At 70.1% G+C, this 12,297-nt stretch carries 13 protein-coding genes and 1 pseudogene; 5 read left to right on the top strand and 9 right to left on the bottom strand.

All coding sequences use genetic code 11. The features are described from left to right. Window positions 1–19 precede the first annotated feature (19 nt). A complete protein-coding gene (locus tag ACGFYN_RS37205; RefSeq protein ID WP_393870390.1) occupies window positions 20–790 on the top strand; it encodes an aquaporin in 771 nt (256 codons plus the stop codon). 77 nt (window positions 791–867) lie between these two features. Here ACGFYN_RS37205 and ACGFYN_RS37200 read toward each other — a convergent pair whose 3' ends face one another. Beyond that, entirely contained in the window at window positions 868–1,245 is a 378-nt protein-coding gene (locus tag ACGFYN_RS37200) for an ArsR/SmtB family transcription factor (protein ID WP_393870389.1), read from the bottom strand. A 145-nt stretch (window positions 1,246–1,390) separates the two neighbouring features. Between ACGFYN_RS37200 and ACGFYN_RS37195 the strand changes: the two genes are divergently transcribed. Both ACGFYN_RS37195 and ACGFYN_RS37190 read left to right on the top strand, forming a co-directional pair. Beyond that, window positions 1,391–2,737, top strand: coding sequence for an FAD-dependent oxidoreductase (locus tag ACGFYN_RS37195; protein WP_393870388.1), 1,347 nt, complete (start codon window positions 1,391–1,393; stop codon window positions 2,735–2,737). A gap of 46 nt (window positions 2,738–2,783) precedes the next feature. After that, on the top strand, window positions 2,784–3,866 hold the full coding sequence (locus ACGFYN_RS37190; RefSeq protein WP_393870387.1) for a MerR family transcriptional regulator: 1,083 nt from the start codon (window positions 2,784–2,786) through the stop codon (window positions 3,864–3,866). Between the two features lie 373 nt (window positions 3,867–4,239). Here the strand turns inward: ACGFYN_RS37190 and ACGFYN_RS37185 are convergent, their stop codons facing one another. The 3 genes from ACGFYN_RS37185 to ACGFYN_RS37175 all read right to left on the bottom strand — a co-directional run bounded on the left by ACGFYN_RS37185 (window position 4,240) and on the right by ACGFYN_RS37175 (window position 6,753). Then, the gene (locus tag ACGFYN_RS37185; RefSeq protein ID WP_393870386.1) at window positions 4,240–5,178 is read right to left on the bottom strand and encodes a MerR family transcriptional regulator; all 939 of its coding nucleotides are present in this window, start codon (window positions 5,176–5,178) and stop codon (window positions 4,240–4,242) included. A 469-nt stretch (window positions 5,179–5,647) separates the two neighbouring features. Next, window positions 5,648–6,082, bottom strand: a complete 435-nt coding sequence (locus ACGFYN_RS37180) for a hypothetical protein (protein WP_393870385.1) — start codon at window positions 6,080–6,082, stop codon at window positions 5,648–5,650. Between the two features lie 2 nt (window positions 6,083–6,084). Further along, complete coding sequence (locus ACGFYN_RS37175; RefSeq protein ID WP_393870384.1) at window positions 6,085–6,753, bottom strand: hypothetical protein; 669 nt, start codon at window positions 6,751–6,753, stop codon at window positions 6,085–6,087. Between the two features lie 195 nt (window positions 6,754–6,948). Here ACGFYN_RS37175 and ACGFYN_RS37170 point away from each other — a divergent pair, with 195 nt between their 5' ends. Next, window positions 6,949–7,491 (top strand): hypothetical protein, encoded by a 543-nt coding sequence (locus tag ACGFYN_RS37170; protein ID WP_393870383.1) that lies wholly within the window; start codon window positions 6,949–6,951, stop codon window positions 7,489–7,491. A gap of 180 nt (window positions 7,492–7,671) precedes the next feature. Here the strand turns inward: ACGFYN_RS37170 and ACGFYN_RS37165 are convergent. The 4 genes and pseudogenes from ACGFYN_RS37165 to ACGFYN_RS37150 form a co-directional block, all read right to left on the bottom strand. Continuing rightward, a pseudogene (locus tag ACGFYN_RS37165) lies at window positions 7,672–7,767 on the bottom strand (MerR family transcriptional regulator); the annotation flags it as partial. 33 nt (window positions 7,768–7,800) lie between these two features. Further along, a complete protein-coding gene (locus ACGFYN_RS37160) occupies window positions 7,801–8,208 on the bottom strand; it encodes an NUDIX domain-containing protein (RefSeq protein WP_393870382.1) in 408 nt (135 codons plus the stop codon). Window positions 8,209–8,271: 63 nt separating this feature from the next. Continuing rightward, entirely contained in the window at window positions 8,272–8,652 is a 381-nt protein-coding gene (locus ACGFYN_RS37155; RefSeq protein WP_393870381.1) for an antibiotic biosynthesis monooxygenase family protein, read from the bottom strand. A 76-nt stretch (window positions 8,653–8,728) separates the two neighbouring features. Further along, a complete protein-coding gene (locus ACGFYN_RS37150; protein WP_393870380.1) occupies window positions 8,729–11,266 on the bottom strand; it encodes an ATP-binding protein in 2,538 nt (845 codons plus the stop codon). Window positions 11,267–11,416: 150 nt separating this feature from the next. Here ACGFYN_RS37150 and ACGFYN_RS37145 point away from each other — a divergent pair, with 150 nt between their 5' ends. Beyond that, entirely contained in the window at window positions 11,417–11,578 is a 162-nt protein-coding gene (locus tag ACGFYN_RS37145; protein ID WP_393870379.1) for a hypothetical protein, read from the top strand. Between the two features lie 54 nt (window positions 11,579–11,632). Here ACGFYN_RS37145 and ACGFYN_RS37140 read toward each other — a convergent pair whose 3' ends face one another. Further along, on the bottom strand, window positions 11,633–12,271 hold the full coding sequence (locus tag ACGFYN_RS37140; protein WP_393870378.1) for a nucleotidyltransferase domain-containing protein: 639 nt from the start codon (window positions 12,269–12,271) through the stop codon (window positions 11,633–11,635). Window positions 12,272–12,297 lie beyond the last annotated feature (26 nt).

Genomic DNA, 12,297 nt, shown 5'->3' with positions numbered 1-12,297 from the left:
CCGCACCAAGGAGTCCTCGTTGACCGCCACGCACGAGTCCGCAGCGGCATCGGCGCCACCCGACGTCGTGCCGCAGCCCGCTCCCGGCGCCACCCCGCCCCGCAGGCCGCTGGCCGCCCGCGCGGCCGCCGAACTCATCGGTACCGCGGCCCTGGTCGCGGTGGTCGTCGGCTCCGGTATCCAGGCCACCGAACTCACGAAGGACGTCGGGGTGCAGTTGCTGACCAACTCCCTGGCCACCGTCTTCGGCCTCGGCGTCCTGATCCTCCTGCTCGGCCCGGTCTCCGGCGCGCACTTCAACCCCGTGGTCACACTGGCCGAGTGGTGGACAGGCCGGCGCGGCGGCCCGGGCGTGACGATCCGCGAGGCGGCCGTCTACGTCCCCGCACAGATCGTCGGCGCGATCGCGGGCGCGATCCTGGCGGACGCGATGTTCGGCAAGCCGCTCGTGGAGTGGTCCACCCACGACCGGTCCGCCGGACACCTGTTGCTGGGCGAGGTCGTCGCGACGGCCGGCCTGATCCTGCTGATCTTCGGCCTGGCCCGCACCGACCAGCTGCGCTTCGCCCCCGTGGCCGTCGCCTCCTACATCGGCGCCGCCTACTGGTTCACCTCCTCCACGTCCTTCGCCAACCCCGCGGTGACCATCGGCCGCACGTTCAGCGACACCTTCGCGGGCATCGCACCAGGCTCCCTGGTGGGCTTCGTCGCCATGCAGCTGATCGGCGCCGTCGTCGGCCTGGCGCTGGTGGCGCTCGTCTTCCTGCCCGGCCGAAAAGCCACCGAGTGACGCGCACGTCCCAGGTGGTGGTGCTCGGCGGCGGCCAGTCCGGCCTCACCGGGAGCACTCTCCACGCCCGGGAATGATCAGGCCGCAGCCGGTCCGGTGGTGAGCAGCTTGCCCATCGCGGCCAGCACGGAGGGTTCGACCCGGTAGTACACCCAGGTGCCGCGCCGCTCGGACGTCAGCAGTCCGGCGTCCTTGAGCTTCTTCAAGTGGTGGGAGACGGTCGGTTGAGAGACGCCGACGTCGGAGATGTCGCATACGCAGGCCTCTCCGCTCTCGTGCGAGGCGACCGCGGTGAACAGGCGCAGCCGTACCGGATCACCCAGCGCCTTGAACATCCGCGCCGCCGTCTCGGCCTCTTCCGCCGTGAACGGTCGCTCGGTCAGGGGCGGGCAGCACGGTGCCACGGCCTCGCGCGCCTCGGGTTCGAGCAGCGGCAGCACCTTCGTATTCGACATGCATCTATGTTGACACATGTCGAATCAAGTCGACCAGGGGACCCATTCTCCTGATTCGATGTTTGTCTATGTTGACGTCCATCGATACAGGTGCCATGCTGGGCCGCGCAAGACATCGACAGACGTCGAATCAAAGGGGAACACCGTGAACGCGCCCACCACCGACCAGCTGCCCGTTGTGGTCATCGGAGCCGGTCCCGTCGGCCTGGCCGCTGCCGCCCACCTCGTCGAGCGCGGCCTCGAAGCGCTGGTCCTGGAGGCCGGGCCCTCCGCCGGAACCGCCGTACGCGACTGGGCACACGTCCGGCTGTTCTCCCCATGGTCCGAGGTCACGGACCCCGTCGCGGAGAAGCTCCTCGCCCCCTCCGGCTGGACCCGCCCCGACGGCGCCACCTATCCCACCGGCGGTGATTGGGCGCAGGGCTACCTCCAGCCGCTCGCCGACGTACTCGGCGACAAGGTCCGCTACGGCCTCACCGTGACCGGCGTCGCCCGCGCGGGACGGGACCGCATCGTCGATGCCGACCGCGACGAGCAGCCCTTCACGATCCACGTCCGGACGGCCGGCGGACGCGAGCAGCGCCTCACCGCCCGTGCCGTCGTCGACGCATCCGGCACCTGGTCCGTCCCCGGTCCGACGGGCGCCGACGGCCTGCCCGCTCTCGGGGAGAAGTCGGCAGCCGACCACATCTCCTATCGCGTACCCGATCTCAAGGACCATGCCGCCCGCGCCCGGTACGCAGGCAAGCGCACAGCCGTCATCGGCGCCGGCGCCTCCGCCTTCACCGCGCTCGCCCACCTTGCCGATCTGGCGAAGGACGAACCCGGTACGCACGCCGCATGGATCCTGCGCCGAGGCATCGGCGCGGGCACCTACGGCGGTGGTGAAGCCGACCAGCTCCCCGCGCGCGGCGCCCTGGGCCTGCGCGCCAGGGCCGCGGTCGAGGCCGGTCACGCCAGTGCGGTCACCGGATTCCGCACGCAGACTGTGGAGCGCGACGCCGGCCGGCTGGTCCTGATCGCCGAGGACGGCCGGCGCCTGGACCCGGTCGACGAGGTCATCGCGCTGACCGGCTTCCGGCCCGACCTTTCCTTCCTCTCCGAAGTGCGGCTCGGCCTCGACGAGCGCCTCCAGGCCCCGACCGCGCTGGCCCCGCTCATCGACCCCAACGTGCACTCCTGCGGCACGGTCTACCCGCACGGCGTGAATGAGTTGTCCCACCCGGAGCCGGACATCTACCTGGTCGGCATGAAGTCCTACGGCCGCGCCCCGACCTTCCTCGCCATGACCGGTTATGAGCAGGTCCGATCCATCGCCGCAGCCATCGCAGGCGACCGCGAGGCCGCCGAGCGCGTCGAACTCACGCTGCCGGAAACCGGTGTGTGCGGCGGCGCGGGTCTGTACGACGACCCTGACTCGGCCCAGAGCGGGGACGGCGGAGGTTGCTGCGCGGCCCCGGCCACCCTGCAGATCGGCACACGCCGCGATTGACCCTCGACCTTGTGCAGGGCCCAAAGTTCCCGGTGTGGAGAGCGAGATGCGCAGCATTGGTGAGATGAGCCGGGACAGTGGGCTGGGTGTGAGTGCCCTGCGGTTCTACGACCGCACCGGGGTGCTGGTGCCGGCCAGGGTGGACCCGGTGAGCGGTTATCGCTGGTACAGCCCCGCCCAGCTCGAGGAGGCGCGGTTGCTGGCCCGGTTGCGCCGGGCCGGTATGTCGCTGGCCGACATTCGGCTCGTCCTGGCCGGCTGGTCCAGTGCGGACAAGGACCTGGTGAGTGAGCTGCTGCAGGCGCACCTGCGCCGGCTCGAACTCGAACTGTCCGATGCCCGCGCCGAGTTCTCCACGCTCCAGGAACTACTCATGCGCAGGGAGAACACCTTGACTTCCGATCCGACCATCACCACCCGACTGACCGCCTCCGCTGCTGAGTTGGCGGCCGCCTTGGACGCGGTCCGTTTCGCCGTCAGTGTCGATCCGGAGCTGCCGATGCTGGGTGGCGTCCTGTTCGACGTCGAGGGGGAGGCACTTCGCGTCGTGGCCACCGACCGGTACCGGATGGCTGTCGCACACGCCGGTGTCGGCGGGCACGGCGGACCCGCTGTGCAGGTCGTCGTGCCCGCCCCGATCGCCGACGCGATGCGGGCGTTGCTGAACGGCGAGGAGTCCGTACGGCTCGCTGTGGACGGTGATCGCGTGACGCTGGAGACGGAGGGCGGACAGGCGTCGGGGCGGCGCCTTGAGCACGACTTCCCCGATTACCGTCGCCTTGTCCAGTTGCCTGCCGGGCGCCGCGCCCTCGTCGAGGCTGCGGATTTCCGGAAGGCCGTGGAGGGCGGTCCCGTCCGTGCGAGCGAAGTGCGCCGTCAGGACGGGGCGTCCTACGACCTCAGCGTGCTGAAGGTGGCGGACGACGGTGCCGTGGTCGTCTGCGACGACGGTGACGACGACCCGGACCAGGTGGCCGTCAACCGCGAGTTCCTGCTGGACGCCCTGGCCGCCGGCGGCCGGGATCGGTTGATCCTCGAGTTCGGTGTCCCGACCGCGCCCGTCGCGATCCGCCGGCCCGACGACGAGGAGACGTTCTCACTGCTGATGCCGGTGCGCCTGGAGCACTGACGGCCCCGTGTGTCACCGGGCCGTGCCTGCGGGGGTGGACAGCACCAGGCACGCGCCCGGGCCGTAGCCGTGCCGAAGTCGTCGAAGCCGGTCGCCGCGAGGGTTTCGAGGGCGGTCCGTGTCGCCGCGGCGGCGGTCACGTCGAGGGTGCGCAGGGCTGGGCGGCCCGTGCGGTGGGGTGGTGGTGGCAGGGGATGGCTCGGGCGTGCGTCACGTTCGGCGTGCGGGGGCCTGCTCATGGGCGAAGCCCAAGTGCCCCTCCTACGTCGCCGACTTCATCGGCAGCAGGTTCCGGCTCTTGGGACGCTCTTGGGCGTGTGACGTCCCGAGAGCCCGAAGGCACCGGGTCCTGCCGGCAGCTGCACAGGCCGCGTCAGCGGGCCGTTCGGACACTCAAGGCTTCGACGGACCAGTCGATCACCGGTGCAAGTGGTTCCGGCGCCGGCCAGCCGTTGATGACAGCCAGAAGGTCGAAGTACCGTTGCCGGCGTGGGTCGTTCGCGGCTTCCAGGCGATGCACCAGCCAGCCGTGCAGCTCGGTGTCGTCCGGACGTCCGACGGCTCGCGCGCACGCGGCGGTGAGCCTCGCGACGACGGGATCGGCCTGCGGGGAGCCGGGACCGATACCGGATGCCACGGCCGCTTCGACGAGTTCACGGGTGACGGCGACGATGTCCGGACGGGGCGGAGCGGCGGTGGCGTCGGCCAGTTCGGCCGCGTGGTCGTCCACGAGGCTGCGCACACCGGCGCGAAAGCCCGGGTCCAGGGACAGCTCCGCCAGTTCCACCCATGCAGCGACCTGCTCCTCGGAGGGGCTGTCGGGAAGCTCGGGGGTCATGGATCGCCGAGCCGCCGCATAGGCCGTCCGGCCGACGCGATCGTCGAAGACGGCGTCGAGGAAGTCGTCGACGAATCGGCGCCTCTGTGCTTCGGACAGCGTGGCCAGTCGATGCATGTGTTCCATCTCCTCAACGGTGGGCTCGCGTGTGGCCGCGGTCATCAGCACCGCTCGCCGCAGACGCAGGACCCTGATCTGTACGTCCAGGGCGGCGGCATGCTCCACGGCTACTTCACCGAGCGTGACTTCCTGATCCGTGACCCGTCGGATCGCGTCGAGACCCAGTCCGAGCTCGCGCAACGTCCGCACGAGGGCCAGCCGAGCGATCGCCTCCGGGCCATAGCGCCGGTAGCCGGCTGCGGTGCGATCGGCTGGCGTCACGATGCCGCGGTCGGAGTAGAACCGGATCGTCTTGACCGACAGCCCCGTACGCCGGGCCAGTTCACCGATCGAGTAGAGCGCGCCGCCGTCCATGGGCCCACCTTCATGTCTCCCCTTACGGGAGAGTCAAGTCTGCGCATTCATGGCCCACACTCCGGTATGCGGCGACGTCGACCGGCGGCCGTAGCCTCATCAGTCGCCCCCTTCAGAACCGACGGTCGCGTCGGACGCCAGCGTCGCAGGCCCGACTCGCTGTTCCCGGGCCGCGACCACGACCAGCCGCGGTCCTCTCCGTGACCTTTAGAAGGAGCGCATCAGGCCGCGGAGGCACGGCTTGATCGCTCACGGGCTCTCTCACCCACGCGGACGACTGGAATCGTCTCGTCTTCCTCCACCATGAGCGCAGGCCAGACGCCGCGCGGAGGACCGAGCGATGGCAGAAACTCCGCTCGGTCCAGGAGCAGTTCGGCGTCAGCTGAACCCCGGGGGTCGGTGATGACCCTGCGGACGCCCCGGTAGAGGCCGGGGCGCCTTGAGGGAACGAGCGACGCCAACCGGCCGCCTACCCGAGGCTTCCGCCCTTGGGTACGTCGGGGACGGCGATGTTGAACATCCAGGTGTCGTAGGTGACGGATTTGCTGTCGCCGAGGTGTCCGGTGGCTATGACCTCTCCGTCGGCGCCGTACACAGTGACGGAGGTACCTTCACTGATGTCGTCGTAGCCGCCGGTCCCTTCGCAGCCGCCGCCGGTTTCGGAGGCGTTTTCGAGGAGCGTGAATTCGCCTTCGAGCGTGAACGTGCCCGGCTTGCCGGGCCCGCCGGCAGCGGTGACGGCCCAGGTGCCTCCGACGATGCCGGCACCGAGAGCGAGGCCGATGAGTCCGGCGGCGAGCGGACTCGGGCGCTTCTTCGCCGGTGCCGCGGGCACCGCGACCTCGGCGGGTACGAGCGGTACGGAGGGCGGCTCGGTGGGCGGCGGCGGTATGAGGTCGGTCATCGCTACTCCCAGCCGCCGAACAGCCCGGACGACAGCTGGGCATCGCAGATGTTGTAGCCGCCGGCCGCGTGGCCCTTCTTGGTGTGACCGCCGACGGTTACGGAGCAGTTGATGTCGCCGGAGCCCTGCAGCTGCGCGGTCACGTTGAAGTACATGGCGTCGTCGTTCAGCGGCAGCGTGGCCGTGAACTTGCCGTTCTTGAACGCGCCCTGACGGGTGTCCGAGTCGGAGCCGTATGTGACGTCGAGCGGGCCGAGCGCGCCCGCAGGGGCGGTGCCCCAGACCTTGAAGGTCACGACCTTCGACTTCGTATCGGCTTTCTTCTCGCCAACCGACTTCTTCTTACCGCTGTCGTCGGACTGCTTCTTGTCGCTGCTGCCGGCGGACTTCCCGTCGTCCTTGACGGCCGCGGCCTTGTCGTTCTTGGTGGCGGTCGCGGCGGGGCCGGCGTCGCCGGAGCCGCCGGCCTTGTTGTCGCTGTCACCACCCCCGATCGCGGCGACGATGCCGATGAGGACGAACAGCGCGACGATGCCAAGGCAGCCGAGGCCGACGATTCTTCCCGTCTTCCGCTTGGGCGGCTGAGGCGCCGGAGGCGGGGCGCCCCACGGCTGTTGCGGCGGGTACGGCTGACCGCCGTAGGGCTGCTGCGGGTACTGCTGGTTGTTCATGGTCCCCCCAAGGGCGTTTCGATGTGCATGTAAAGGACTCGTGAAGGTTCCGTGTGGTTGTACGGTTCAATGAGTTCTTTTTGACGACGGCGGGCTCTGTTCGGCGGGGGGCGCGGGGCGTCACGAGTCGCCTCTGTCGTTGGCAGCCGACGGGGGGCCGACGCAGCGCTGGGAAGGCGCCGATAGTCTCGGCGCGTGATTGACGAAGCGACCCAGTGGCGTCGGTTCGCCGCGCCTCTGCCACCCGATGACGCCGCGCGATTCATGGACTGCTGGCAGATCGGGGAGCAGGAAGCCGGGCTGGACCAGCTCGTCGCCGGCCTACTGGAGCATCAGGCGCCGATCAGCGAGACGGTGCGGGCCGAAATCTCTGTGGCGTCCGAGGTATGGGGTGTGCGCAGAGCGCTCGCACCGGGCCTCGGCCAATGCGTGGGCCATCGCCAGGAGGACGACGGGCTGAGGTTGATCGAGCGTGACGACGCCGTCCAGCCGTCCGGGGCCTACCTCTCGATCGATGAGGCACTGGCTGGTCCGCTGGTCGTCCCGTGGATCGCCTGCATACGCTGTGGCCAAGTACTCGCGCGTGTGCACGATCGGGAGCCGTGGGGTGACGTGTCCTTTCTCCCCATGCACTACATGCTGTTCACTCCCGGACGGAGCACGCCCACCCCGCTGTTCGCTGCCGACTCGGCCCGGGACGCGTGGACGGAGTTGCGCACGTCCTGCGCTCAGACGTAGGCGCTGGTCTCCGTAGCCTTACTACCCGGCTGCCAGGCTACGGCCCGCGCGTAAAGCGGCCGACGGTCCTCGATCGGCACTCCTCCGGCGTGGGTTGGCTGCCCTTCGCAAGGCCCTGGGCTCGACCCATGTGCTTTCGGAATTCTGCTGTCCGCTGTCCAAAACGGGCCCGAAAACCGTCGCGTCCGGGCCGCTATGGCGGTAGCCGACGGCGTTGCGATCGGCCGGCGTCACGATGCCGCAGTCGGAGCAGAACCGGATTGTCTTGACCGACAGCCCGGTGCGCCGGACACCTCACGGACCCAGGAATCAGGAAAGCCGCCCGGCCTCGTGAAGCGCGTCGAAGACCATGGCGTCGACGGCCGAGACCCGGTCCCTGTCCGCGTAGCGAAACCACGCCTTCTCGGCGATCTCCCGCGCCGGAGCCAACTCACCACGGTGATCGGCCGTATAGCAGATCATCCGGAAGGGGCCGTGCTCCGGATGCCCCTCGCCGATCTCGAAAGTGCCGAAGTGCACCATGGAATCCGGGTCGATCGCCGCCTGCAACTCCTCGTCGATCTCCCGCACCAGGGTCTCGCAGTCGGACTCGCCCGGCTCACGATGACCACCCGGAAAGTAGAAGCGATCCCTGTCGTGACTACGCGTCACCAGCACCCGATCGTCCCGGACCAGAACCCACGCCACCTTTTCCGGCGCACCGTTGCCATCCGCCATGGCCTGGGAACGTATCGAAGAGCATCGACTGCGTCACGTCAGGGACCGACCGGCGGCGGTCGATCAGTCTGCTGTCGGTCCGTGCGGGGCCTGGGTACGCGTGAACCCGTGGCTGCGCTCCACCTTCGCCACATGGAGCGTGTAGCTCTGGTACCACTCGGCCTGTCCGCGCTTCTGCGCCGCGCGGTGCTCGGCGTTGGTCCGCCACTCGCGGAGGGCGTCGGCGTCGCGGAAGTATCCGACGGTGATACCCAGGCCGCCAGGAGTCTGCGCGTGGTCCATCCCCAAAAACCCAGGTACGTCCTTCACCAGGTCCTCCATGCGTGCGTTGGTCTCGCTGTAACCGCTCTGCTCCTCGGTGCGCACCGTGGTGAAAACCGCCACGTAGTAAGGAGGTTCAAGGGCCTCGACGGGGGCGACAGGCGCTTCCAGGTGATCGCTCATGGCGCCAACGTAAGGCGGGGTGCGCCCAATGATCCAGCCTCTTCGCGGTGAATGGATGCCGAGGTGAAGGCCGGTGTCAGCTCCACACCGCGTACCGAAAGCCATAGAAGGTGGTGCGTTCCAGCTCCTCGTAGTCGCCCTCCAGTACCGATGCGTGCAGGGGGCGCTGCTGTGCGGCGGTGTCGGCGGTGTCTGCGGTCGGATGGCAGCCGGCTGCTTCGTTGCCGAGGGCCATGTCGGCTTGGGACAGGATGAGTTGGGCGCCTGCCGCTACGACCGGGTCGGCGCCGTGTTCGGACAGGGTGAGGGCGCGGGTGGCGCAGTCGATGGCCGAGGGGGCGTGGCAGTCCGGGCAGATGGTGAGGTACAGCGCGGCGAGGTTGGTCAGGGCCTTGAGTTGGGCCTCTCGGTTGTCGCGTTCGAGGGCGATGCGAAGGGCGTGGCACAGGTGCCAGATGCCGCAGCGGCCGTAGTCGGAGGCATTCCAGCGCATGAGGGTCAGGCCCAGGTTCATGTGCGCCCTCAGCCTGGTGTCGGTGAAGGCTCCGGTGCCCATTCCCTCGGCGGGGCGAGGGTGTGCGTCGAGAAGGGAGAGGGCCGTCTGCAGCGTGGCGGCGGCGTCAGCGTGCTGGTCGAGCATGCGCTGCGCGTCGCCCAGGGCTGCGAGCGCCTGCGCCGCGCCCAAGGCGTCTCCTCGGGAGCGGCAGATGTCCAGGTCGGTTTGGTGCTGGGATGCGGCGTCGCCGTAGCGGCCCAGCTGGAAGTGGACCAGCCCCAGGTTGTGCAGCACCTTGCCTCTGGCCGCCTCGTTCGGCGCGAGGAGCGCCGCGCGCTCCAGGTGCGGCAGCGCTTCGTCGGGTTGGTGGTTGACCCGGTAGGCGTTGCCGAGGTTCGAGGAGGCCGCGCAGAGGTCGCTCGCGCCCAGGTGCCGCGCCGCCCGCAAAGCAGCCTCTGCGGCGGCGATCCACTCGCGGCTGTGCCTACGGAACTCCCAGAACGTCGCCATGTCGGCGGCCAGTTGTACCGCTTCGCGCCGCCGGGTGCGTTCGCCGGCGGCGACCACCGCCTCGGCGACACTGCCGTGTTCCGCGTCCAGCCACTCCACCGCTTCCCGCCGGTCCTTCGAGCGGCCCGTGTCCCGGGACAGCCTGCGGCAGGCCGCGGGGACGCGCCGCCGGTAGTGGTGCAGCATCCGGTCCAGTGCGGCGTCGTACTCCTCGCGGGTCGCCTGCTCGCCGGCGTACAGGCGCAGCAGGTCGTGCATGTCCCAGCGCCCGTCCGGCCGTCGCCGCAGCAGATGGCGTCGGGCCAGGTCGGCCAGCAGCCGGTAGGTGTCGTGCGCGCCGCGGTCGAGGGCCACGGCGGCGGTCTCCTGTCCGATATCCGGGCCGGGCAGGGCGCCGAGCAGCCGGAACGCGCGCCGGTGTGCGTCGAGCAGTCGGGCGAAGGACAGGTCGAACGCGGCGCGCACGGCGAGTGGGCGGCCCTCCGCGTCCACGTCGTCGTAACTGAGCAGGCCGAGCCGGTCGTGTACGTGGGTGAGGGCGTCCGCCTGGTCGGCGAGTAAGTGGTGGAGATCGTCGCGTAGTTGGGCCGCGGTGATACGGAGGGCCAGGGGCAGGAAGCCGCACAGTTCGGCGATCCGGCGGGCGGCGTCCGGCTCTTTCGTCACTCGCTCGTCGTCCGCGTCGGCTCGGCGCAGGGCCCGATCCAGCAGCGTCGTCGACTCCTGCGCGGACAGCGAGTCGAGTGGCACGCGACGGGCGGACGGGAGCGCCGAGAGGGTGATGCGGGAGGTGACGAGCAGCCGGTGCGGCGGGTGCGGTGTCAGCCCGGTGAGCTGCTGTGCGGATGCGGCGTTGTCCAGCACGATCAGCACCGGCGGCCGCCCGGCGAGCAGGGAGTGCAGCGCCGCGGCCCGCTCTGTCGCCGAGGACGGAACGGTTCGGCAGCCGAGGGCGCGCAGCAGGATTGCTGCGGTGTCGGCGGCGTCGAGCGGGGCGTCCGGGCTGAAGCCGTGCAGATCGACGAAGAGCACACCGCCGGGGAACCGGCCCTCCCGGTGAACCCGGTGCGCTACGTGGACGGCCAGCGCGGTCTTGCCGGCGCCCGCCATCCCCGCGGCGACGAGCACGACGTCCGTAGGCGTGTCGGGCTCCAACAAGCCGAGCAGTTCCCGCACTTCGGCGTCCCGTCCGGTGAAGTCCACCACGTCCGCAGGCAGGCTGTGCGGAATGCGCGGGTTTCCGGACGAGTCGGGCGCGCGTGGTGGTTTCTTGCGGGGGCGGCCACCGCGCTTGCCGGCCGCCAGCTGATCGTGCGCGGACCGCAACAACGCGGACCACGACCCCTCCGTACGCCTGTCGAACGCCGTGCCCCGCTCGGCGGCCATCTGCTGGAGCACCTCCACCAGCACGCGGAGGACCGGCCACGAGCTGAGCGCCGGCAGGTTGTGCCCGCGTAACCAGGGATTGACCGTGGACAAGCTGACCTGCCGACCCAGCCGGGCACCGCACCGCTGCACCAGCGCCGCCTGAGGCGGACTGCCCGCCGCCGCGTACAGGCGCGCCAGCTCCGCCGGCAAACGCTCGGCCGCGTCGTCCGCCCCCGCCATCCGCGTCTCCTCCGCACGTCCCCCGGAAAACTCGTCACACCGCGCCCCACCAGCCTATTGGCGAGACACACGGACCAGGGCCCGTCGCCGTAAACCCGCCGTAACACCGAGAAACGAGCCTCCACGCACCCATCGCCATGGAGGCACCCCATGCACGCACCCGACCTCGCCCTGATCGCCGCTCTCACCGGCGTGACCCACTCCGCGGCCATCGCGATCACAGCCCTCACCTCCCTGGCCGCCCGCACCCCACACCGCCGCCGCGACGCCCGGGCGACCTTGCGGCTCCTGCTGTTCGTACGACGCCCATGAACCGCAGGATGGACCAGCAGGCAGACCGCACGCGTCGGCTGTCGCACGTGCCGGCTACACGGACAGCTTTGCCAGCCACGGATGCCCAGAGTGCACCCGCTTCAGCCACCCGCCCAGCCGGTGTCGCCGCACCCGGTCCAGCAGCGGCAGCACCCCGTCGAAGTCGGCCTCGTCCTTGGGCCGCGGTGCCTTCGCTTTGAACAGCAGCACCAACTCCGGTGCCAGGTACGGGATTCCGTTCCGCGTTCGCTCGATGACTGCGTCATACGGCAGCCGCAGGCACTCATCCCGTCGGCAGATCCATGTATCGCCCTCGTGCGGTTCGCGGAAGACGTCGAACAGGAAGCGGCCGGTTGCCGCATCACGGAGCCAGGTCTGGTGTGTGGCTGCCAGGGCTTCAGCCCCTGCTCCCGCCCATACCCGTCCCGAACCCACCGCGTCCCATACGTACTCCGGAAAGCGGTCCCTCACCTCCGGGAAGGCCGCGGCGGGCACTGCGATCTCCAGGTCACCGTGCGGCCGGGTCTGCGCGCCATGGAACAGGTCCAGGGCCCAGCCTGCCGCGACGCACCACGGTGTACGGGCCCCGGCCAGCCGCTCCGCGACCTGTTCCGGCCGCCACGCGTGCGCCCACCGGGCATCCAGTTCGCCCGCCTCCAGGACGGCGCCGCCCGGCGGCAGGGAGTCGGTCATCTGTACAACGTAGCCGAGGGGCCCGT

This window comes from Streptomyces sp. NPDC048419, assembly GCF_043200415.1.
GTDB lineage: Bacteria > Actinomycetota > Actinomycetes > Streptomycetales > Streptomycetaceae > Streptomyces.
Note: the sequence above shows the minus strand (reverse complement) of the source record. Positions and strands in the feature narration are given on the sequence as shown.